Origin of the sequence: Cellulomonas biazotea, assembly GCF_004306155.1 — a bacterium.
GTDB lineage: Bacteria > Actinomycetota > Actinomycetes > Actinomycetales > Cellulomonadaceae > Cellulomonas > Cellulomonas biazotea.
On the sequence record NZ_BIMR01000230.1, the window covers coordinates 1 to 19,544 of the forward strand.

Sequence of the window (19,544 nt, forward strand, 5' to 3'; positions counted from 1 at the left end):
CGGCGGTCGGATGGGCGACGTGTCGGCCGCCATCGGGCAGGTCGGCCGCGCCGCCGGGTACGGCATCAACGCCGACTTCGGTGGTCACGGAGTCGGGCGGACCATGCACGAGGAGCCGCACGTGCCGAACCTCGGCCGCCCCGGCACGGGCCTCAAGCTCAAGACCGGGCTGGTCGTCGCCATCGAGCCGTGGTTCATGGCGGGCGGGGACGACTACGTCGTCGACGACGACGGCTGGACGATCCGCACGGCCGACGGGTCGCTCGCGGCCCACGCCGAGCACACCGTCGCCCTCACGCCCGACGGCCCCGTGGTGCTGACGGCGCGCGACTGACGGCTGGCGGTCGTACTCGCCGCTTCAACCCGGCGGCGGAGGCCGCTGGCCCCCTAGGTGCCGCCGAGCACGGCACCGACGACGAGCGTCGCAGCGCACAGCGCGACGAAGAGGTCGAACCACGACGGGCGCAGGAACCAGGGAAGTGGTGCGTCGCGACCTCGCCACGCACGTTCCTGCACCGGGACCGCCAGCCAGCGCAACCACTGTGTGGCACCGACGGCCCAGAGCAGCGCCCCGGCACAGGCACCGACGTCGATGAAGACATCCGAACCGCTCGCGATGCTTGCACCCAGACCGATCAAGAACACCACGAACCCCGTCGTCGATCCCAGCGTGGTTCCGATCAGAAGCAGTCGCCGCAGACGCGGGAAGTCGGGCGGCGACTCGTCGAGGGTCCGCGCGATCTCGATCTCGGCGAGCCGACGAGATTCGGCGCGGGAGCGATCGGTGCGCGTCAATAGGGCGAGAATTTCGGTGTAGATCACGCGCATGATCCGACCCCCAACGTCTTCCGTGCGGCTGCGCCGCTCAGGACGCCCACGTCAGGCGGTCGTCCGGCGGGGGAAGACCCGGTACTCGTAGCGGACCGGCCCGAGGTCGTCCCAGGGCACCGTGCCGGCGTAGTAGTCGTCGTTCTTCTCCCACAGGAACCCCGCCGGGATCGTCTCGGCGCGGTCGGCGTTCTTGTCCCGTCGCCACACCGTGTGGACCTGGTCCCCTTGCCGGCGCCTCGGCTCGAGCACGGCACCGTCAGGGTGGTCGGCGAACGGCGTGACGAGGACGTCGAGGGCGACGCGCTCCTCGCGCACCAGCTCCAGCTCGCCCATGGTCCCGGCGGGGACGTCGTGGACCTGGACCTCGACCCATCCGGGCGCGGCCGCGCGCCACGTCGTGCGCCGCAGCTCGCCGTCGACGAGGACGAACCGGCCGGTGAGCAGGCCGTCGTGACGGGCGACGGCCCGGTCACGGGCCGCGAGGAACGCAGCGTCGGTGACGGCGACGGGCTCGACGGGCGGGACGGGCCCCGCGGGGCCGGTGGGGTCGGCCGGGTCGACGGGCATGCGGGTTCCTCTCGTGGGTGCTTCGCGCCGCCACGTGGGCGCAGCGGCCGGTCGGCGCGCGGGCGACGTGGTCCACCCGGCGCGCCACGGTAACCGGCGGACGTGTCGGACCTCGCCGTGGTGACGCGTCGTCGCCGGTCCGCGGTTCGTCGACCGATCGACGCACCGCGTTCACCTGCGGGTTCACCCCGCGACACGGCGCGCGGACACCCTCGGGCCGACACCCCCGAGCAAGGAGCCCTTCGATGCTGCGTCCGCAGCCCGCCGTCGACCGTCGCGTCGACCGCACGGCCGACAGCCGTGCCGTCAGCCCTGCCGACCGTCCCGTCGCCACCTCGCGCGCACCCCGTCGTGCCGTCGCCGCGACCGTCGCCCTGACGACGACCGCCGCCGCACTCGTCGCGGGCATGGCAGCCACCACCGCCGCGGCCCAGGAGACGATCCAGGGGAGCGCAGCCGCGGCACCGTCAGAGCGTCTGGCCGCCGCCGGCTGGACGACGCCGACCGCGCAGGAGGCGTTCCACCGCCTCGCGACCTACCCCGTGTACCTCAACCGGCCCGCCGGCACCGACGCCGCGGCCGAGACCGTCGCCGAGATCTCCGCGATCAGCGACGACGGCCGGACCTTCGTGCACACCGACGCGCTCGCGCGCCGGATCGGCTTCGTCGACGTCACCGACCCGTCCGCCCCGACGGGCCTCGGCACGCTCGACCTGGCCGGGCTGGGCGTCGGGGAGCACGCGGAGCCGACGTCGGTCGCCGTGGTGGGGGACCACGTGCTCGTCGTCGTCGACACCTCGGAGTCCTTCTCCGACCCGTCGGGCCTGCTCGCGGTCGTCGACCTCGACACGCACGCGCTGGTCCGGACGCTCGACCTCGGCGGCCAGCCCGACTCGATCGCGCTGTCGCCTGACCGGCACCGCGCCGCGATCGCGATCGAGAACCAGCGTGACGAGGAGGCGACGCCCGCGGGCGCCGACGAGGGCGACCTGCCGCAGGCGCCCGCCGGGTTCGTGCAGCTGCTCGACCTGCCCGACACGACCGACCCGGCGACGTGGTCGACGCGCACCGTGCCGTTCACGGCGGGCGACGGCTCCGCGCTGCCGTCGTTCGTCGCCGCCGGGATCGACACCCCGCAGGACCCCGAGCCCGAGTACGTCGCGATCGACCCGACGGGCACCACCGTCGCCGTCACGCTCCAGGAGAACAACGGCGTCGCGCTCGTCGACCTCGCCTCCGGTGCGGTCACCGGCGTCTTCAGCGCGGGGTCGGTCGCCGTGTCCGGCATCGACGTGAAGAAGGACGGCCGCATCGACCAGACCGGGTCGATCCCCGCGACGCCGCGCGAGCCCGACGCGGTCGCGTGGCTCGACGCCGGGCACCTCGCCACGGCCAACGAGGGCGACTGGAAGGGCGGCACGCGCGGCTGGACCGTGTTCGCGACCGACGGGACCGTCGTGTGGGACGCGGGCGCCGAGGTCGAGCGTCTCGCCGTGCGCGTCGGCGTCCACACCGAGGACCGCGCCGCCAAGAAGGGCGTCGAGGTCGAGGGCCTCGCCGTCGCGACGCTCGGCGGCACGCCCTACGCGTTCGTCGGGTCGGAGCGGTCGAACGTCGTCGCCGTGTACGACGTGAGCGACGCCGCCGCACCCCGGTTCGTCCAGGTGCTCGCGACCACGAACGGCCCCGAGGGCCTGCTGCCCGTGCCGTCGCGCGACCTGCTGCTCGTGTCGAGCGAGGAGGACGACGCGTCCGCGCTCGTCCGCTCGTCGGTCACGGTCTTCGGGCGCGGACCCGCGTACGCGGACGTGGCGGGGTCGCCCGCCTTCCCGTCGGTCGTGTCCGCCGACGACGCGGCCGGGAACCCGATCGGCTGGGGCGCGCTCGGTGCCCTCACCGCCGACCCAGCCGACGACGACCGCCTCTGGTCCGCGACCGACGCCGCGAACACGCCCACGCGGCTCCTGTCGCTCGACGTCGCCGGCACCCCCGCGGTGATCGACCGCGAGGTCACCGTCACCCGCGACGGCACCCCCGTCGGGCTCGACGTCGAGGGTGTGGCCGCGCGGTCCGCGGGCGGGTTCTGGCTCGGCGTCGAGGGCGCCACGGGTGCGGGCAACCAGCTCGTGCGCGTCGACGCCGGCGGGGCCGTCGTCGAGACCGTCGCGCTGCCCGCCGACGTCACCGCCGGTCTCACCAAGTGGGGCGTCGAAGGCGTCGCCACCGCCGTCGACGACGACGGCGAGCACGTGTTCGTCGCCCTCCAGCGTGGCCTGACGACCGACCCGGGTGGCCTCGCCGGCACCGCCCGCATCGGCCGGTACGACGTCGACGGCGGTGCGTGGACGTGGTTCGCCTACCCGCTGTCGACCACGTCCGCGGCCGGCGACTGGATCGGGCTGTCCGAGGTGACCGTCGTCGACCACGACACCCTCGCGGTCATCGAGCGCGACAAGCGCAACGGCCCGGACGCGCAGGTCAAGCGCGTCTACGCCGTCGACCTGCCCGCCGTCGACCCCGCCCCGGGCACCGTCGGCACGCTCACCAAGGACCTCGCCCACGACGTCCTGCCCGACATGCGCGCCACGCACGGCTGGACCCAGGAGAAGCTCGAGGGCCTGACGATCGGCGGCGACGGCACCGTCTGGGCGATCACCGACAACGACGGGGTCGTCGACGCGACCGGCGAGACGGTGCTCCTGCCGCTCGGTGCCGCGGCGGACGTCTTCGCGGGGCACCTGGGCGGGGGCGCGACGCCGACGCCCTCTGCCTCGCCGACGCCCTCGGGCGGGCCGTCGCCGTCGCCGTCCGGGCCGTCGGACGTGCCGGGCGCCGGGCCCACCCGTCCCGAGACCCCGCGCTTCACGCCGACCGCCGACGACCTCACCGACGCCACGCGCGGCGGCGTGACCGTCACGGGGACGCTCCGCCCGGGCGGCACCGTGACCGTCAGTGCGACCGGGTTCGCGCCCGGCGAGTGGGTCCAGGGCTGGCTGTTCTCGACGCCGACCGCGCTCGGGTGGGCCCGGGCCGACGCGTCCGGTGCCGTCGAGGCACGCCTGACCGTGCCGTCCGACGTCGCCACCGGAACGCACCGGCTCGCGCTCGTCGGGCAGGTCGACGGCCGGACCGTGTGGGTGCAGGTGCAGGTCCTCGCGGCACCGGGCGGTGCCGGAGCCGGCGCGGGGTCGGTCGCCGGGTCGGGGGCGCTCGCCACGACGGGCGCGGACGGGGTGCGGACGGTCGCGCTCGTCGCGACCGCGCTGCTGGTCGCGGGCGGGATCGCGACCGTCGCGACCCGTCGTCGGCCGTCGCTGGCCGCGACGACCCGCGCGGCCCGGTTCGTGGTCGGCCGCCGCTGACGGTCTGACGACCAACCCGTCGACGACCCCGTCCTGACGCCCGTTCCCGCACCGCGGTCGGGCACCAGGACGGGGTCGTCGCGCGTGACCGGCCGGCCTGCCCCGTGCGCGAGGATGGTCCGGTGACCCAGCCGTACCGCGTGATGACCGTCTGCACCGGCAACATCTGCCGCTCGCCCATGGCGGAGGTCGTGCTGCGCGACCGGTTCGAGGCAGCTGGCCTCGGCGACCGGGTCGTCGTCGACTCGTCGGGGATCAGCGACGAGGAGCACGGCCGTCCCGTCGACCGGCGGGCCCGCGCCTCGCTCGTCGCGCACGGCTACCCGTCCGGCGACGGCCACCGCGCCCGCCAGGTCCGGGCGTCCGACCTGCCCGCGCGCGACCTCGTCCTCGCGATGACGTCCCAGCACGCCCGCGCGCTGCGCCGCCTCGCCGGGTCGACGGGCGCCGAGCACGTCGTCATGTACCGCGCGTTCGATCCCGCCGCGCCCGTCGTCGCGCCCGGTCAGCCCGAGCACGTCCTCGACGTCGACGACCCCTGGTACGGCGGGCCGGAGGACTTCGAGACGTGCCTCGCGGAGGTCGAGGCCGCCGCGGACGGCGTCGTCGCGCACGTCCGCGCGGCGCTCGCGGCCCGGGACGCGACCCCCGCGGGCTGATCGGACCACGCCCGCCTCGCCGCACGACGACGGTCGCTACAGCCAGCGGTTGCGCCGGAACGCGCGGTACAGCAGCACGCACGCGGCGCCGATGACGACGAGCACCACCCAGAACCCGAACGAGGTCTCGGCCGCAGGCAGGTTGCGGACGTTCATGCCGTAGATCCCCGCGATGGCCGTCGGGACGAGCCCGATCGCGGCCCACGCGGAGATCTTCCGCATGTCGGAGTTCTGCTGGACGCTCACGCGGGACTGCTCGACGGTCACCTGCGCGAGGTCGGCGGCGAGCACCCCGGTGAGCAGCGTGTCGGCTGCCTCGATGGAGTCGGCGACCCGCAGCGCGTGGTCCTCGACGTCGCGGAAGAACTGCTGCATCTCCTCCGGCACGCCCGGGACGTGGCCGGACGCGAGCCGGTGCAGCGGGCCGACGAGCGGCACGACCGCCCGCCGGAACTGCTGGACCTCGGACTTGAGCCGGTAGATCCGCTCGGCGTGGTCCTGCCCGGGCGGCGACCCGAAGACCTGGTCCTCGATCTCGTCGAGGTCGACGTCGACGTCGCGTGCGACGTCCAGGTACTCGTCGACGGTGAGGTCGAGCAGCCGGTGCAGGACGGCCCACGGGCCGAGCGCCATGGTCTCCGCGTCGCCCTCCAGCGCGCGCCGGGCGCGTGCCGGGACGGTCGAGTCGCCGTGCCGCACGACGACGACGAACCGCGGGCCGACGAACACGGCGAGCTCGCTGACGTCGACGACCTCGGCGTGGTCGACGTACCGGACGGGCTTGACGATCGCGAACGTCAGGTCGGGGTAGCGCTCGAGCTTGGGGCGCTGGTGCGCGCGGATCGCGTCCTCGATGGCGAGCTCGGGCAGGGAGAACCCCTCGATGAGTGCGTCGAACTCGTCGGCGGACGGGTCGACGAGCCCGATCCACACGAAGCCGTTCTCCCGCTCGGCCTCGCGGGCGGCGGCGAACACGTCGTCGAGCCGGTGCTGCCGGACGCCGTGGGTGTAGAGGGCGCAGTCGACGATCACCCTCCGCATGCTGCTCTGCCCGGCCCGCCGCGTCGAGCCCGGCACGGCAGGATGGGTGAGGTGAAGATCGCCGCCCGCGCGCACGTCCCGCCCTTCGCCGTCATGGAGATCCTCGCCGCCGCCAACGCGCGGCGCGCCGCCGGGGAGCACGTCCTCAACCTGTGCGCGGGCGAGCCGTCGACCGGGGCGTCGGACGTCGTGCGGCAGCGCGCGATCGAGCTGCTCACGTCGGGCGACCTCGGGTACACGGAGGCGCTGGGCGCCCCGGGCCTGCGGGCGGCCATCGCGACGCACTACCGCACCTGGTATGACCTGGAGGTCGACCCGGCGCGGATCGCCGTGACGACCGGGTCGTCGGGCGGGTTCATGCTGGCGTTCCTGGCGGCGTTCGACGTCGGCGACCGCGTCGCCCTCGCGCGTCCCGGCTACCCGGCGTACACGAACATCCTGCGCGCGCTGGGCTGCGAGGTCGTCGAGCTGCCGTGCGGGCCCGAGTCGCGGTTCCAGCCGACGGTCGCGCACCTCGAGGCCCTCGACGGACCGCTCGACGGGCTGGTCGTCGCGAGCCCCGCCAACCCGACCGGCACGATGATCGACCCCGCCGCGCTGGCCGACCTCGCCGCCTGGTGCGCGGAGCACGGGGTCCGGCTGGTGAGCGACGAGATCTACCACGGCATCACCTACGACGACGTGGCGCAGGTCGCGACCGCCGCGCAGTACCTCGACGGCGGGGCGGTCGTCGTGAACTCGTTCTCCAAGTACTGGGCGATGACGGGCTGGCGGCTCGGCTGGCTCGTCCTGCCCGACGACCTCGTGGCACCCGTCGACGCGCTCGCCGGGAACGTCGCCCTGTGCCCGCCGGCCCTCGCGCAGCACGCCGGCGTCGCCGCGTTCAGCCCCGACGGGTACGCCGCCGCCCGCGCCAACGTCGAGCGCTACGCCGGGTCCCGCGCACTGCTCCTCGACCGCCTGCCCGAGCTCGGCTGGACGCACGTCGCACCCGCCGACGGCGCGTTCTACCTGTACGGCGACGTGTCGTCGTCCGGGCTCGACTCGGTGACGTGGTGCGCGCGGCTGCTCGACGAGGCCGGGGTGGCGCTGACGCCCGGCACCGACTTCGACCCCGTCGACGGGCACCGGTTCGTGCGGCTGTCGTTCGCGTCGTCGCTCGACGTGGTGCGGGAGGCCGTCGACCGGATCGTGCGGTGGCAGGGGACGCTCGGCGTCTGAGCCCCGTCCCGACGTCCCGACGCCCCGGCGGGTTGCGGGCCCGTCCGCCGGGCGCCGTCGTCGCCGCGCGGGCACCATCGGGGAAGGTCGTGCGTTGACCCGTCGACCGTCGAACGCCCTCGGGAGGACCGACCATGCGCTGCCCCGTCGACCAGGCCGAGCTCGTCATGTCCGAGCGGCAGGGGGTGGAGATCGACTACTGCCCCACGTGCCGCGGCATCTGGCTGGACCGTGGCGAGCTCGACAAGATCCTCGACCGCGCCGGCTCGCCCGACCCGGGCCTGGGTGTCGGCGGTGCCGTCCCGCCCGCGCGCCCGGCACCCGACCCGCGGTACGCGGGCAGTGACCAGCGCGGGTACGACGACCGGCGCGGCTCGGACGACCGGCGGGGCTACGACGACCGTCGCGGGTACGACGACCGCGGCCGCGACCCGCGGTACGGCGGCGACCCGCGCTACGGCAGCCAGGACCCGCGGTACCGCCGCAAGAAGAAGGAGTCCTGGCTGGAGGACCTCTTCGACTTCTGACGGGCCCGGCGCCTCTTTGCGACGGTCCCGTGACGTACCCCGCCCGCCCGCTGCGACGTAGGTTGGGCGACGTGCCGCTGCCCCCGCTCGTCGACGTCGGCCCGCCCCTGACCGCCGCCCAGGTGGCGCGCGGGTCGCGGCACCTGCTGCTGCCGGGACTGGGGATCGACGGCCAGCGCCGGCTGCGGAACTCGCGTGTGCTCGTCGTCGGGGCCGGAGGGCTCGGGGCGCCGGTGCTCCAGTACCTCGCCGCGGCCGGCGTCGGGACGATCGGGGTCGTCGACGACGACGTGGTCGACGTGACGAACCTGCAGCGCCAGGTCGTCCACGGGACGGCGGACGTCGGCCGCCCCAAGGTCGAGAGCGCGCGCGACGCGCTCGCCGCGCTGGACCCGGACGTCCGCGTGATCGCCCACGCGGTGCGCCTCGACGAGTCGAACGTGGACGACGTCCTGCGCGGCTACGACGTCGTCGTCGACGGCACCGACAACTTCCCCACCCGCTACCTGGTCAACGACGCGTGCGTCCGCCTCGGCGTCCCCGAGGTGTGGGGGTCGGTGCTCCGCTACGACGCGCAGACCACCGTCTTCTGGGGCAGCCCGCCCGCCGGCGTCCCAGCCGTGCAGCTCCGCGACCTGTTCCCGGCGCCGCCGCCGCCCGACACCGTCCCGTCGTGCGCCGAGGCCGGGGTGCTCGGGGCGCTGTGCGGGCAGGTCGGATCCGTCATGGCGACCGAGGTCGTCAAGCTCGTCACCGGCCTGGGCGAACCGCTGCTCGGCCGCGTCCTCGTGGTCGACGCCCTGCGCGGGCGGTGGTCGGAGGTCCCGCTCGTCGGCACCGCGCGACCCGCTTCGCAGGCCGACCAGCCGTCCGCCACGCCGTCTCCCTCGCCTCAGGTCGCGCCCGTCCGACTCCTCGACGCCGACGTCCCGCGCATCAGCGCCGCCGACCTCGCGGACCGGCTCGCCGCCGACCCCGCGACGCTCGTGGTCGACGTCCGCGACGCGGCCGAGCTCGCGGCCGTGGCGATCCCCGGCGCGACGCACGTCCCGCTCGCACGCGTCCTCGACGGGTCGGCCCTCCCCGACCTTCCTCGGGACCGTCCCGTGCTCGTGGTCTGCCAGGTCGGGGCGCGCTCGCTCGTCGCCGCGCGGTTCCTCCGGGCCGAGGGGGTCGACGCGGTCAACGTCGACGGCGGCGTGCTCGCCTGGCTCGCGACCCGGGCCTGACGCCCCCCTGGTCCCGCCGGTCGCTGAGGTCGTACGACGGTCCTTCTCCCTGGGTGATCCGAAGCCCGCTGACGTCGGGTCGAGCGGCCGCAGTCCGAGGCCCCGGTAAACCCCCTTGACCGTTCTGCACGGTTTCCGACAGCCTGGCGGGGTTTGCGTCGGCGCTGGTCTGAGGGGGCCCCAGTGGACGTGTCACGCCGCAACCTGCCGCGCCCGCAGCGGCGCCGCGACCGGCTCCGAGGCCTGCTCGGTCTTGCCGCCGGGCTCTCGCTCGCCGTCACGGTCGTGCTCGTCCCGGTCGGCGAGGTGGAGGCCGCACCCCGCTTCGACATCCAGTGCGACGAGCTGATCGACGGCATCGACGGCATCGCGGGCGACGACGACCTGCCCGGCGGGAAGAACGTGCCGGCGGGGCACAAGGAGAAGATCCCGGACTACACGTACGAGAACTCCGCCGAGGCGTTCCGGAACCGTGCGGCGCCGACCGGTGCGGAGCTCGACGCGCTGCAGGGCGAGTACAAGAGCTTCCCTGCCGGGTCCGAGGACCACATGCTCCGGCGCTGGAAGGAGTACGCGAACAGCGGCGGCGACTGGGAGTGGGAGCGCTGGCGCAACACGTACATCCCGAACATGGCGAACGACTCGCGGGGCGACGGGTTCCACCGCAACGTCGGGCGGCGCCTGAAGCTCGGCGGCCCGGACTGGATGTGCGAGGACACGCAGCTCGCGAAGGAGAAGAACCTCGGGTACGACCGCCGGTACGACTCCGTGAACCGTGCCCGGGAGGTCGCCTACGAGCTCAAGTCCGGTGGCTCACCGCTCAAGCTCGAGCAGCTGCGGGCCGACCAGGCGCTGATGCGCGGGTCGAGCTGGAAGGTGTACTACGTCTTCAGCCAGGAGCCGCTGCCCGGGCAGGTCCGGCTGATGAACCAGCACGGCGTGCGGTACGTCGTGCTGGAGTCCACCGCGCGCCTGCAGAACCCGGCGCCGAACCCGGGCAACAGCTCCATGAGCCCCGACCAGAACAGGCCGACCGGCGGCGCCGCCAAGGACCTCGCCCAGCGCTCGGGCCGGACGGCCGCCGATGCGCGCGAGGCCCGGCGCCTCGCGGAGGACTTCTCGAACGACCAGCGCCGCCAGGGCTTCGGTCCGCGGCGCCCGGGCGGCATCGACTGGACGTCGCTCGAGCTGCACTACGTGTCCGACAACCCGCAGACCAAGGACTTCGGGTACGCCTTCTCCGCCGCCGAGCTGCCGGACGACGGCGAGGCCGAGCCGGGGTACGGGGGCGAGGCCGCGCTCGACCTGTCCTCGGACGCGCTGTTCACCTGGCTGTCCCTCGACCAGAGCCAGTTCTGGGTCAACCTCAACCCGGACACGCCGGAGTCGATCATCGACCCGCAGTTCGCGACCACCGACGCGGGGCGCGTGCTGCTGCAGGCGGACCTGCGGTTCAAGGAGACGCAGAACACGTACATGGACCCGGCCACGGAGCACGGCAAGGCGTTCTGGGACTCGATGGAGCGCACCTCCGACGGCCTGATCTGCCACGGGTCGTACCGGATGTGGGTCGAGCCCGAGCCGGCGACCGTCCGCGAGGACGGCGACCAGCTGTACATCCTCGACGCGCCCCTGGCGGCCCGGTACGAGCCGATGGACATCGACTGGCGCCCGCCGGGCCAGGGGGAGGACCTCTGCGAGAGCGCGCCGCAGGACGTGGTGGACCGCAACACGCAGCGGATCGCCGACACGTTCGCGCCGCTGCTGGAGCAGCGGGTGAACACCGCCCCGGAGTACGCGGACCTGCGTCGCGTGTACACGTCCCGGGTGGCCGCCCAGTGGCTGAAGGAGCGCGACGCCGAGCGTCCGGGCGCATTCCACGACGTGATCGGCTCCGGTGACGTCTCGGCGTGGCCGGCGCGCACGGCGTGGGACCCGCAGGACGTCTTCGACGAGTACCTCGACCAGCTGAGCACGCCGCTCTTCCGGTACGAGTGGACGTTCGGGGAGATGGAGTACTGGATGGACATCGTCGGCGGTGTCACGCTCCCGGACACGCCGCGTGAGGCGATGCCGGCAGAGCAGTTCCAGCAGGAGCACCCGACCCTGCCGGCGACCGTGCAGTCCTCCCTCTACGACGCGGTGAGCGTGCCGCTGGCCGCCGCCCCGGCCGGCGACGCCGTCGGCACCTTCGCCGAGGGCGCGGAGAGCATGGCGTGGCTGGGCGGTGGTCCGATCGTCCAGATCGCGCCCGAGCCGACCGACCCGCCGGACCCCGGCCCGGTCGACCCGCCGGCGCCCGGCCCTGGCGACCCGCCAGGTTCCGGCACCGTCGCACCGCCTCCCGCCGACCCCGCCGCTCCGTCGGGAGGCTCCGGCAGCCGCACGGTCGCCCAGCGCACCGGCGCGCCCGGCGCGGCCTGGGGCGGGAGGCTGCCCGCGACGGGCTTCTCCGACCCCTGGATCGTCCCGACCGCGCTCGGCCTGATCCTGGTCGGCGGGGCGCTCGTCATGCTGCGGCGCCGGGCGGGCACCTCTCCCTGAGGCAGGACGACGCGGGCCAGGACGCGCCCAGCCGCCGTCGGGTGCGACCGGAGGGCGTGCACCACCCCACTGTCTCCCGCGGCGGCGGCCTGGTGGGGCCCGGTGGCGCCGACCGCGGCGGACGTGCTTTGTCCCGGCGGTCGCCCGCGCGGGTGCGCGGGGTGGGGATGGCAGGATCGAGGGGTGCCGACGACCGACAGCCCGATGCGCACGCTCGACGAGCACCGGGCGGCCGCGCTGGCCCTCGCCGCACCGCTGCCGGAGGTCGTCGTCGGGCTCGACGCGGCGCTGGGGGCGGTCCTCGCGCAGGACGTCCGGACGAGCGAGCGGCTGCCGCGGTGGGACAACTCCGCGATGGACGGCTACGCGGTGCGGGCCGACGACGTCCGCGACGCGACGGCCGGTGCGCCGGTGACGCTGCGGGTCGTGGCGGACCTGCCCGCTGGCACGTCGGGCACGCCGACCGTCGAGCCGGGGACGGCGGCCCGCATCATGACGGGCGCGCCCGTGCCGCCGGGAGCGGACACCGTCGTGCCGGTCGAGGACACCGACGCCGGGACGGTGACGGTGCAGGTCAGGGCCGCGAAGGCGATCGGCTCGCACGTGCGGCGGGCTGGTGAGGACGCGTCGCCCGGTGACCTCGTCGTCGCCGCCGGGACGCTGCTCGGACCCGCGCACGTGGCGGCCGTGGCGTCGGTCGGGGTCGCGGACGTGCCGGTGCACCGGCGTCCTCGGGTCGCGGTCGTCAGCACCGGCGACGAGCTCGTCCCGCCCGGGACGCCGCTCGCGCACGGACAGATCCCCGACTCGAACTCGTGGCTGCTCGCGGCGGCCGTCCGGGACGCGGGCGGTGAGCCGGTGCGGCTCGGACCGGTCGGCGACGACCCCGACGCGCTGCGGGACCTGCTGCGCGGGCTCGACGACGACACCGACGTCGACGCGGTCGTGACGTCCGGCGGGGTGAGCGTCGGCGCGTTCGACGTCGTCAAGGCCGCCCTGCGCGACGAGCCCGGTGTCGACTTCCTGCCCGTCGCGGTGCAGCCCGGCAAGCCGCAAGGGCTCGGTCGGCTGCCGGGTGGGACTCCGGTGTTCGCGCTCCCGGGCAACCCGGTGAGCTCGTTCGTGTCGTTCGAGGTGTTCGTGCGGCCCGCCCTGCTGCGGATGCGCGGGCTGGCCGACGTCGAGCGCCCGACGACGACGGCGGTGGTCGACGACGGCTGGCGCACACCGCCCGGCCGAGCCCAGGTGATGCCCGTCCGGTTCGTGCGGCCCTACGTCGCGCGCGACGACCGCGGCACCGCCGGTCCCGCGAGCCTGTCGACGGCGCCCGGCACCGCCGACGCACGACCGCCGCACGTCGTCCGCGCCACCGCCGGCGGGTCCGGGTCCCACCTGGTCGCCCGCCTCGCCGTCGCCGAGGGCCTCGCCGTCGTCCCCGCCGAGATCGAGCAGGTCGCGCCCGGCGACCGTGTCACCGTCCTGAGGATCGCCCCATGACCCAGCCGTTCACCCACCTCGACGCCGCCGGGCACGCCCGCATGGTCGACGTCACCCAGAAGCAGCCCACGGTCCGCTCCGCGACCGCGACCGGTCGGGTCGTGTGCGGGCCGGACGTCGTCGCCGCGCTGCGCGACGGGACCGTGCCGAAGGGCGACGTCATGGCCGTCGCGCGCGTCGCCGGGATCGCCGCCGCGAAGCGCACCGCCGAGCTGTTGCCGCTCGCGCACGTCATCGGCGTGCACGGCGTCGTCGTGGACCTCGACGTGCGGGACGACGGGGTGCGCATCGAGGCGACCGTCCGCACCGCCGACCGCACGGGCGTCGAGATGGAGGCGCTGACCGCCGTGTCCGTCACCGCGCTCGCGGTCGTCGACATGGTCAAGGGCCTCGACAAGTCGGTGTCGATCGCGGACGTCCGCCTCGAGGCCAAGACGGGCGGCAAGTCGGGCGACTGGCACCGCGAGCCGTGACGGCGACGCGATGACGTCCGACGAGGTGCCGTTCGACGCGGTCGTGCTCGCGGGAGGGCGCGCGCGGCGGCTCGGCGGCGTCGACAAGGCGTCCGTGCAGGTCGGCGGCCGTGCACTCGTCGACCACGCGCTCGCCGCGGTCGGAGGTGCCCGCGCGATCGTCCTCGTCGGGCCTGCGTCCGTCGGCCGGCCCGGCGTGCCGACCGTGCAGGAGGACCCGCCGTTCGGCGGCCCGGTCGCGGGCCTCGCCGCGGGCCTCGCGTCGCTCCCGCCTGCGACTCGTCCGTCCGACGCCCCGCAGGACCCACCGATGACAGCGGACGACCCGCTCGTCGTCGTCCTCGCGTGCGACGTGCCCGGTGCCGCGCGCGTCGTGCCTGCGCTGCTCGCCGCCGCCCACGCCGCGCCGGACGTCGACGGTGCCCGCCTCGTCGCCGCCGACGGGTCGCCGCAGCACCTCCTCGCCGCGTACCGCCGCTCGGCGCTCGACGCGGCGCTCGCGGCGCTGCCCGACGGCCCGCGCGACGCGTCGGTCCGCCGCGTCGTCGACGGTCTGCGGCTGGTGGACGTGCCGGACCCCGACGACGCCGGCGCGGACGCGGACACGTGGGACGACGTCCACCGGCTCGACACGCGCCTGACCGCAGGTGGCAGCATCGGACCCAGCGACGACGACCGGAGGACACCGTGAGCATCGACCCCCGCAAGGCGCCCGGCGCCGACCTGCCCGCCTGGGTGGAGCACATCGCCCGTGAGCTGGGCGTCGACCCCGCGCTCGTCGACGTCGACCGCATCCTCGGCGTGGCCGCGGACGTGGCGCACACCGTCGCGCGCCCGGCGGTGCCGGTGACGATGTTCGTCGCCGGGCTGGCGGTCGCCGCGGGGCGCTCGGGCGACGACGTCCTCGCGACCGTCGAGCGGGCCGCGCTGGCCTGGTCGTCCGACGAGAACGTGCTGCCGTGACGCACGGGCCGACCGTCGCGGAGACCCCGCGGACGGACCCGGTGCCGACGGTCGGGACGGTGACCGTCCGCTACTTCGCCGCGGCCGCCGAGGCCGCCGGGTGCGACACCGAGTCGCTGCCGGGCGGGACGGCCGCCGACCTGGTCGCCGAGATGACCCGTCGCCACGGCGCCGCGCTCGCGGAGGTCCTGACGCGCTGCTCGCTGCTCGCCGCCGGCACGCGCGTCGAGGGCGACGACGAGGTCCCCGACGGCGGCACGCTCGACGTGCTGCCCCCGTTCGCGGGCGGCTGACCGGTCGGTCGACGCTGCCGACCTGCGACGACGTGTCCCGGGTCGGTCCGTCGCGCGGGGACGTAGGCACGGGGACGTAGGTCACTGTCCGGGACGCAGGTCGGCCGCGAGCCTGGGCCCATGACCGTCCCGCGCCCCGACGCGCGCACGAGCGACGTCCGCGCCCGCACGGGGACGCCCGGGCCGGTCGCCGGCCGCCCGATCGACCTCACGACGGCCCGCCTGCACCTCCGGCCGTTCCGGGCCGACGACGCGACCGCGCTCCATGCCTACCTCTCGCGGCCCGAGGCCGTCCGGTTCGAGCCGTACGGCGTCCTCGACCGTGACGCCGCGACCCGGGAGGCCGCGCGCCGCGCGCACGACCCGGCGTTCGTCGCGGTGACCCTGCGCCCCACGGGAGCCCTCGTGGGCAACCTGTACCTGGCCGAGGACGGGCCGACGGAGTGGCGCACCTGGCAGCTCGGGTACGTGTTCCACCCGGACCGGTGGGGGCAGGGCTACGCGACGGAGGCGTGCGCCGCGCTGCTGGACCACGCGTTCGCGGTCCTCGACGCGCGGCGCGTCGTCGCCCGGTGCGACCCGCGCAACCGCCGCTCGTGGACGCTGCTGGAGCGGCTCGGGATGCGGCGCGAGGGCCACCACCTCCAGGCCGCGAGCTTCACGACGGACGAGCACGGGCACCCCGTCTGGCACGACGCGTTCGTCTACGCGCTGCTCGCGAGCGAGTGGACCGGCCCGCCGCGTTGACGCGCGGGTCAGTCCTCCTCGTCCGCCCGGCGGTTGGCGCGGCGCAGGAGCTCGCGTAGCTCGGGGTCGTGCGGGGGTGTCGCTGCCTGGGTCGGTGCGATCTCGACGGCATGTGCCTCGAGCCAGGCAGCGATCTCCTCGATCGACAGGTGGGTGTCGCCGCCCACGGTCCGGACGAAGTGGTCGACCTCGCGCGGCTCGGCCCGCAGCGCGAGCCCGTTGAGCCGGTAGAAGACGTCGGTCAGCGTCCAGGCCAGCCGCTTGTTGCCGTCGAGCAGGGGGTGGGAGCGGTTCAGTCCGTCGAGGAGTGCGGCAGCCTTGGCGTGGAGGCCCTCGTAGGCCTCGACTCCCCAGACGACGGCAGAGGCACGCGTCAGCGCCGACGCGAGGGCGCCTTCGTCGCGGATGTAGAGGCCGAGCAGCTCGCAGAAGTCGAGCGCGTCCTCCATCTCGACGTACAGGTACTCGGTCATTGCGACAGCAGGTCGAGCGCCTCGCGGTTGTCGGCGATCGACTCGCGGATCGCCCGGGCGGCGGCAGCGCGTCGCTCGGCCCGCGCCGCGAGTGCCGCGTCCTCGTCCGCGGCGTGCAGGCGCGCCGCGTGCTCGCGGACCGCGATGGCGACGACGTCGGTCATGGTGCGCTTCTCGCGGTCGGCGACCGCCCGCAGGAGGTCCTCGTCGGCGGCGTCGAGCCGCAGCGTCATGGCCATGCACTCCTCCAGGGTGGCTAGGAGATACCAGGCTACGACGGATATCCAGCAGATACCAGGGGTGTCTCAGCCGCCGATCGCGCTCATCGGGCGGTCGGGCTGCCGGAACGTCGGCTCGCCGATGCCGTGACCGGCCTTCTTGCCCGCCAGGCAGCGCCGGAAGGCCTCCGCGACGGCCTCGTCGCCGACCTCCGCGTCGCGCACGACGGCCCGCACGTCGACCTCGTCCTGCGCGAACAGGCACGCGCGGAGCTGACCGTCGGCGGTGAGCCGCAGCCGGTCGCACGCGGAGCAGAAGGGGGCGGTGACCGACGCGATGACGCCGACGGTCTCCGGGCCGCCGTCGACGGTCCACAGCTCCGCGGGGGCCGCGCCGCGCCCGGGCACCTCGGTGAGGGTGAACGCCGAGGTCAGACGGTCGAGGATCTCCGCCTGCGTGACCATCTGCGTGCGGTCCCACGTGTGCCCGCCGTCGAGCGGCATCTGCTCGATGAACCGCATCTGGTACCCGCGGTCGACCGCGAACCGGGTCAGGGCGACGACCTCGTCGTCGTTGACGCCGCGCATCGCGACGGCGTTGATCTTCACCGGGTGCAGGCCCGCGGCGTCGGCGGCGGCGATGCCCGCGAGGGTGTCGACGAGCTTGTCGCGCCGGGTCAGCTCCATGAACCGGCCGCGGTCGAGCGTGTCGAGGCTGATGTTCACGCGGGACAGCCCGGCGTCGCGCAGCGGGGCGGCGAGGGCCGGCAGGCGCAGCGCGTTGGTCGTGAGCGAGACCTCGGGGCTGCCGTGCGGGCCCGTGAGGGCCGTGAGTCGGCGGACGACGTCCACGACGTCGACGCGCAGCAGCGGCTCGCCGCCGGTCAGGCGGATCTCGGTGATGCCGAGGTCGACGCCGACCCGGGCGACGCGCACGATCTCGTCGGTCGAGAGCATCGTCTGGCGGGCGAGCCACGGGACGCCCTCGGCGGGCATGCAGTACGTGCAGCGCAGCGAGCAGCGGTCCGTGAGCGAGATCCGCAGGTCGTGGTGCGGGCGCCCGAACCGGTCGACGAGCGGCGCGACGGGCGTGGCCGTCGACCCGTCCGCCGGGACGGTGGAGCCGGACAGCGCGGGTGTCGACCGCGGGGGCGTCGCGCCCTCGTGCGGCGTGCTCGCCGTCGGCTCGTCCGGTGTCATGCCGCCATCGTCCGTCACTGCATCCCCACCCACACGTGGGAGCCGTCCGCGAGGACCTCCCGCTTCCAGACCGGCAGCTCGGCCTTGACGACCTCGACGAGCGCCCGGCAGACCTCGAACGCCTCCGCGCGGTGCGCGGTCGCGACGGCGCAGACGATCGCGGCCTCGCCGACCGAGAGTCGCCCGACCCGGTGGCTCACGGCCAGCCCGAGGACGTCGTCGTCGGCCGCGGCCTGCTCCGCGAGGCGCGTGAGCACCGCGGCGGCGTCGGGGTGCGCGCTGTACTCCAGCGCGACGACCTCTCCCTCGACGGACGGGTCGTGGTCGCGGACCAGCCCGACGAACGTCGCGACCGCCCCGGCCCGCGGGTCGCTCACGTGTTCCACGTGAAACAGCAGGTCAAGCGGCCGGTCCTCGATCCGCGCGAGCACGGTCATCCGTGGTCACCCCCGGTGACCTGGTCGAGCAGGTGGTCGAGCAGCGGGATCAGCGTCGCGAGGTTGTCGCGCACCCCGCCCGGCGACCCCGGCAGGTTCACGACGACGACCCCGTCCGGCGTGACCCCCGCGAGGCCCCGGGACAGGACGGCCGTCGGGACGGTCCGCGCCGACTCGCGCCGCAGCAGCTCGGCGATCCCGGGCAGCTCGCGGTCGACGACCGCCCGTGTGCCCTCCGGGGTGTGGTCGCGCGGTCCGACCCCGGTGCCGCCCGACGTCACGACGAGGCGCGCACCGTCGCGCACCGCGGCCTCGATCGCGTGCTGCACGGGCAGCGCACCGTCGGGCACGACGACCGGTGCCCCGACGTCGAGACCGGCGGCGCGGAGCAGGTCGCGCGCGAGCGGACCGGAGCGGTCCTCGCGGGTGCCGGCCGCCGAGCGGTCGGACACGACCACGACCGTGGCGCGACGCGCACCGCCGGTGCTGTCGGGGCCGCGCGTGCCGTCCGTCGTCATCGCGTCAGCCTAACGACGCACGCTCCGGTCGCCCGGGGTGCTCGTACCGTGGAAAACCCGCCCGGGCCAAGGCGTCGCCGCCGTCCCCCGAGCTGCTGGTCCTCGCGTCCGGCCCCCGGGGCTCGCCGCCGGTGCGTCCACCGGTGCCGGCCGCGCTTGCCAGGACGCCGGGCGACGGCCGGGCGGATCCGCGCCGGACGGAACGAGGCGCGACCGACGGCCCCGGCCGGCCGTGCGGCACGATGGGCGCGTGACGCGACGCCCCCCGACCCGGCCCGGCCGCGGATGACGCCGCGGGACTGGCGGCGCAAGCGGCGTCTGCTGCTCAACGCGGCGGTCGTCCTCGTCGTCGGGCTGGCGGTCCTGCGCGTGGCGACGCGCGGCTCGACGGTGATCGCCGTCGCCGCGGTCCTCGCGCTGGCCGGCGGTGCGTGGCTCGCGGTCGACACGGTCCGTCGTCGTCGTGCCGGGCGTGAGCACGACGCCGGAGGGCATCGGGACGACCGACGGGGTGACCGCCGGACGTGGCGGAGGCCCCGCGCCTCACGGCGGGTAGGCTGACGCCTCGAAGCACGCGACAACTGAACACGCTGCTCGAACCGACGCGGGAGAGCTCCGGCCCACGTGCCGGACGCCGAAGGAGCAACCCTCCCCGGGAATCTCTCAGGCCCCTGTACCGCGACGGCGAGGCAACTCTGGAAAGCGGCCCGACCCGGCACCACGCCGGCAGGGCCCACCGACGGT

General features: G+C 75.2%; 22 protein-coding genes and 1 riboswitch. Of the genes, 14 read left to right on the forward strand and 8 right to left on the reverse strand.

Features of this window, described 5'->3' with window-relative positions:
* A partial coding sequence (locus CBZ_RS14410; protein WP_130782208.1) for a M24 family metallopeptidase occupies nucleotides 1-334 on the forward strand: 334 nt, incomplete at its 5' end.
* A gap of 53 nt (nucleotides 335-387) precedes the next feature.
* On the opposite strand, the gene CBZ_RS14415 is transcribed toward CBZ_RS14410, so the two are convergent.
* Both CBZ_RS14415 and CBZ_RS14420 read right to left on the reverse strand, forming a co-directional pair.
* Nucleotides 388-822 carry a hypothetical protein gene (locus CBZ_RS14415; RefSeq protein ID WP_165446787.1) on the reverse strand — a complete coding sequence of 145 codons (435 nt, stop codon included), beginning with the start codon at nucleotides 820-822 and terminating at the stop codon, nucleotides 388-390.
* 57 nt (nucleotides 823-879) lie between these two features.
* Nucleotides 880-1,398, reverse strand: coding sequence for a hypothetical protein (locus CBZ_RS14420; RefSeq protein WP_130782210.1), 519 nt, complete (start codon nucleotides 1,396-1,398; stop codon nucleotides 880-882).
* A 245-nt stretch (nucleotides 1,399-1,643) separates the two neighbouring features.
* Here CBZ_RS14420 and CBZ_RS14425 point away from each other — a divergent pair, with 245 nt between their 5' ends.
* Together CBZ_RS14425 and CBZ_RS14430 are read left to right on the forward strand one after the other, a co-directional pair.
* On the forward strand, nucleotides 1,644-4,760 hold the full coding sequence (locus CBZ_RS14425) for an esterase-like activity of phytase family protein (protein ID WP_218022779.1): 3,117 nt from the start codon (nucleotides 1,644-1,646) through the stop codon (nucleotides 4,758-4,760).
* Nucleotides 4,761-4,903: 143 nt separating this feature from the next.
* Entirely contained in the window at nucleotides 4,904-5,419 is a 516-nt protein-coding gene (locus CBZ_RS14430; protein WP_130782233.1) for a low molecular weight protein-tyrosine-phosphatase, read from the forward strand.
* A gap of 36 nt (nucleotides 5,420-5,455) precedes the next feature.
* Here CBZ_RS14430 and CBZ_RS14435 read toward each other — a convergent pair whose 3' ends face one another.
* Nucleotides 5,456-6,460 (reverse strand): magnesium and cobalt transport protein CorA, encoded by a 1,005-nt coding sequence (locus tag CBZ_RS14435; RefSeq protein WP_130782211.1) that lies wholly within the window; start codon nucleotides 6,458-6,460, stop codon nucleotides 5,456-5,458.
* A gap of 51 nt (nucleotides 6,461-6,511) precedes the next feature.
* On the opposite strand from CBZ_RS14435, the gene CBZ_RS14440 reads away from it, so the two are divergent.
* From CBZ_RS14440 to CBZ_RS14485, 10 genes are all read left to right on the forward strand, one after another.
* A complete protein-coding gene (locus tag CBZ_RS14440) occupies nucleotides 6,512-7,681 on the forward strand; it encodes a pyridoxal phosphate-dependent aminotransferase (RefSeq protein ID WP_130782212.1) in 1,170 nt (389 codons plus the stop codon).
* Nucleotides 7,682-7,815: 134 nt separating this feature from the next.
* Entirely contained in the window at nucleotides 7,816-8,208 is a 393-nt protein-coding gene (locus tag CBZ_RS14445) for a TFIIB-type zinc ribbon-containing protein (protein ID WP_130782213.1), read from the forward strand.
* 71 nt (nucleotides 8,209-8,279) lie between these two features.
* Nucleotides 8,280-9,437, forward strand: a complete 1,158-nt coding sequence (locus CBZ_RS14450) for a ThiF family adenylyltransferase (RefSeq protein WP_130782214.1) — start codon at nucleotides 8,280-8,282, stop codon at nucleotides 9,435-9,437.
* A gap of 183 nt (nucleotides 9,438-9,620) precedes the next feature.
* On the forward strand, nucleotides 9,621-11,981 hold the full coding sequence (locus CBZ_RS14455; protein WP_130782215.1) for an LPXTG cell wall anchor domain-containing protein: 2,361 nt from the start codon (nucleotides 9,621-9,623) through the stop codon (nucleotides 11,979-11,981).
* 204 nt (nucleotides 11,982-12,185) lie between these two features.
* Complete coding sequence (locus tag CBZ_RS14460) at nucleotides 12,186-13,478, forward strand: molybdopterin molybdotransferase MoeA (RefSeq protein ID WP_165446789.1); 1,293 nt, start codon at nucleotides 12,186-12,188, stop codon at nucleotides 13,476-13,478.
* Nucleotides 13,475-13,951: a cyclic pyranopterin monophosphate synthase MoaC gene (gene moaC / locus CBZ_RS14465; RefSeq protein ID WP_130782217.1), complete on the forward strand. Its 477-nt coding sequence runs from the start codon at nucleotides 13,475-13,477 to the stop codon at nucleotides 13,949-13,951. Before CBZ_RS14460 ends, moaC begins: the two co-directional genes overlap by 4 nt.
* Nucleotides 13,952-13,961: 10 nt before the next feature.
* Entirely contained in the window at nucleotides 13,962-14,642 is a 681-nt protein-coding gene (gene mobA, locus CBZ_RS14470; protein WP_130782218.1) for a molybdenum cofactor guanylyltransferase, read from the forward strand.
* The gene (locus CBZ_RS14475; RefSeq protein WP_130782219.1) at nucleotides 14,639-14,914 is read left to right on the forward strand and encodes a DUF6457 domain-containing protein; all 276 of its coding nucleotides are present in this window, start codon (nucleotides 14,639-14,641) and stop codon (nucleotides 14,912-14,914) included. The genes mobA and CBZ_RS14475 overlap by 4 nt, the downstream gene beginning before the upstream one ends.
* Complete coding sequence (locus CBZ_RS14480) at nucleotides 14,911-15,207, forward strand: MoaD/ThiS family protein (RefSeq protein WP_307720761.1); 297 nt, start codon at nucleotides 14,911-14,913, stop codon at nucleotides 15,205-15,207. The genes CBZ_RS14475 and CBZ_RS14480 overlap by 4 nt, the downstream gene beginning before the upstream one ends.
* 120 nt (nucleotides 15,208-15,327) lie before the next feature.
* The gene (locus CBZ_RS14485; protein WP_130782220.1) at nucleotides 15,328-15,954 is read left to right on the forward strand and encodes a GNAT family N-acetyltransferase; all 627 of its coding nucleotides are present in this window, start codon (nucleotides 15,328-15,330) and stop codon (nucleotides 15,952-15,954) included.
* An 8-nt stretch (nucleotides 15,955-15,962) separates the two neighbouring features.
* On the opposite strand, the gene CBZ_RS14490 is transcribed toward CBZ_RS14485, so the two are convergent.
* The 5 genes from CBZ_RS14490 to CBZ_RS14510 all read right to left on the reverse strand — a co-directional run bounded on the left by CBZ_RS14490 (nucleotide 15,963) and on the right by CBZ_RS14510 (nucleotide 18,800).
* Nucleotides 15,963-16,427, reverse strand: coding sequence for a type II toxin-antitoxin system death-on-curing family toxin (locus CBZ_RS14490; protein WP_130782221.1), 465 nt, complete (start codon nucleotides 16,425-16,427; stop codon nucleotides 15,963-15,965).
* Nucleotides 16,424-16,660: a hypothetical protein gene (locus tag CBZ_RS14495; RefSeq protein WP_130782222.1), complete on the reverse strand. Its 237-nt coding sequence runs from the start codon at nucleotides 16,658-16,660 to the stop codon at nucleotides 16,424-16,426. The genes CBZ_RS14490 and CBZ_RS14495 overlap by 4 nt, the downstream gene beginning before the upstream one ends.
* Nucleotides 16,661-16,732: 72 nt before the next feature.
* Entirely contained in the window at nucleotides 16,733-17,845 is a 1,113-nt protein-coding gene (moaA, locus tag CBZ_RS14500) for a GTP 3',8-cyclase MoaA (protein WP_373862183.1), read from the reverse strand.
* 14 nt (nucleotides 17,846-17,859) lie between these two features.
* On the reverse strand, nucleotides 17,860-18,282 hold the full coding sequence (locus tag CBZ_RS14505) for a molybdenum cofactor biosynthesis protein MoaE (protein WP_130782223.1): 423 nt from the start codon (nucleotides 18,280-18,282) through the stop codon (nucleotides 17,860-17,862).
* On the reverse strand, nucleotides 18,279-18,800 hold the full coding sequence (locus tag CBZ_RS14510) for a MogA/MoaB family molybdenum cofactor biosynthesis protein (protein WP_130782224.1): 522 nt from the start codon (nucleotides 18,798-18,800) through the stop codon (nucleotides 18,279-18,281). The genes CBZ_RS14505 and CBZ_RS14510 overlap by 4 nt, the downstream gene beginning before the upstream one ends.
* Before the next feature lie 285 nt (nucleotides 18,801-19,085).
* On the opposite strand from CBZ_RS14510, the gene CBZ_RS14515 reads away from it, so the two are divergent.
* Nucleotides 19,086-19,361 carry a hypothetical protein gene (locus CBZ_RS14515; RefSeq protein WP_130782225.1) on the forward strand — a complete coding sequence of 92 codons (276 nt, stop codon included), beginning with the start codon at nucleotides 19,086-19,088 and terminating at the stop codon, nucleotides 19,359-19,361.
* 34 nt (nucleotides 19,362-19,395) lie between these two features.
* Nucleotides 19,396-19,489: riboswitch (glycine riboswitch) on the forward strand.
* The last annotated feature ends 55 nt before the right edge of the window (nucleotides 19,490-19,544 follow it).

What these genes read in the sequence shown, in the direction of transcription:
- CBZ_RS14460 (WP_165446789.1), top strand. Translation starts at nt 12,186, where the DNA reads ATGCGCACGCTCGACGAGCACCGGGCGGCCGCGCTGGCCCTCGCCGCA.
- CBZ_RS14485 (WP_130782220.1), top strand. Translation starts at nt 15,328, where the DNA reads ATGACCGTCCCGCGCCCCGACGCGCGCACGAGCGACGTCCGCGCCCGC.
- CBZ_RS14495 (WP_130782222.1), bottom strand. Translation starts at nt 16,660, where the DNA reads ATGACGCTGCGGCTCGACGCCGCCGACGAGGACCTCCTGCGGGCGGTC.
- CBZ_RS14510 (WP_130782224.1), bottom strand. Translation starts at nt 18,800, where the DNA reads ATGACGACGGACGGCACGCGCGGCCCCGACAGCACCGGCGGTGCGCGT.
- CBZ_RS14445 (WP_130782213.1), top strand. Translation starts at nt 7,816, where the DNA reads ATGCGCTGCCCCGTCGACCAGGCCGAGCTCGTCATGTCCGAGCGGCAG.
- moaA (WP_373862183.1), bottom strand. Translation starts at nt 17,845, where the DNA reads ATGACACCGGACGAGCCGACGGCGAGCACGCCGCACGAGGGCGCGACG.
- CBZ_RS14515 (WP_130782225.1), top strand. Translation starts at nt 19,086, where the DNA reads ATGACGCCGCGGGACTGGCGGCGCAAGCGGCGTCTGCTGCTCAACGCG.
- CBZ_RS14490 (WP_130782221.1), bottom strand. Translation starts at nt 16,427, where the DNA reads ATGACCGAGTACCTGTACGTCGAGATGGAGGACGCGCTCGACTTCTGC.
- mobA (WP_130782218.1), top strand. Translation starts at nt 13,962, where the DNA reads ATGACGTCCGACGAGGTGCCGTTCGACGCGGTCGTGCTCGCGGGAGGG.
- CBZ_RS14425 (WP_218022779.1), top strand. Translation starts at nt 1,644, where the DNA reads ATGCTGCGTCCGCAGCCCGCCGTCGACCGTCGCGTCGACCGCACGGCC.
- moaC (WP_130782217.1), top strand. Translation starts at nt 13,475, where the DNA reads ATGACCCAGCCGTTCACCCACCTCGACGCCGCCGGGCACGCCCGCATG.
- CBZ_RS14505 (WP_130782223.1), bottom strand. Translation starts at nt 18,282, where the DNA reads ATGACCGTGCTCGCGCGGATCGAGGACCGGCCGCTTGACCTGCTGTTT.
- CBZ_RS14430 (WP_130782233.1), top strand. Translation starts at nt 4,904, where the DNA reads ATGACCGTCTGCACCGGCAACATCTGCCGCTCGCCCATGGCGGAGGTC.
- CBZ_RS14435 (WP_130782211.1), bottom strand. Translation starts at nt 6,460, where the DNA reads ATGCGGAGGGTGATCGTCGACTGCGCCCTCTACACCCACGGCGTCCGG.
- CBZ_RS14420 (WP_130782210.1), bottom strand. Translation starts at nt 1,398, where the DNA reads ATGCCCGTCGACCCGGCCGACCCCACCGGCCCCGCGGGGCCCGTCCCG.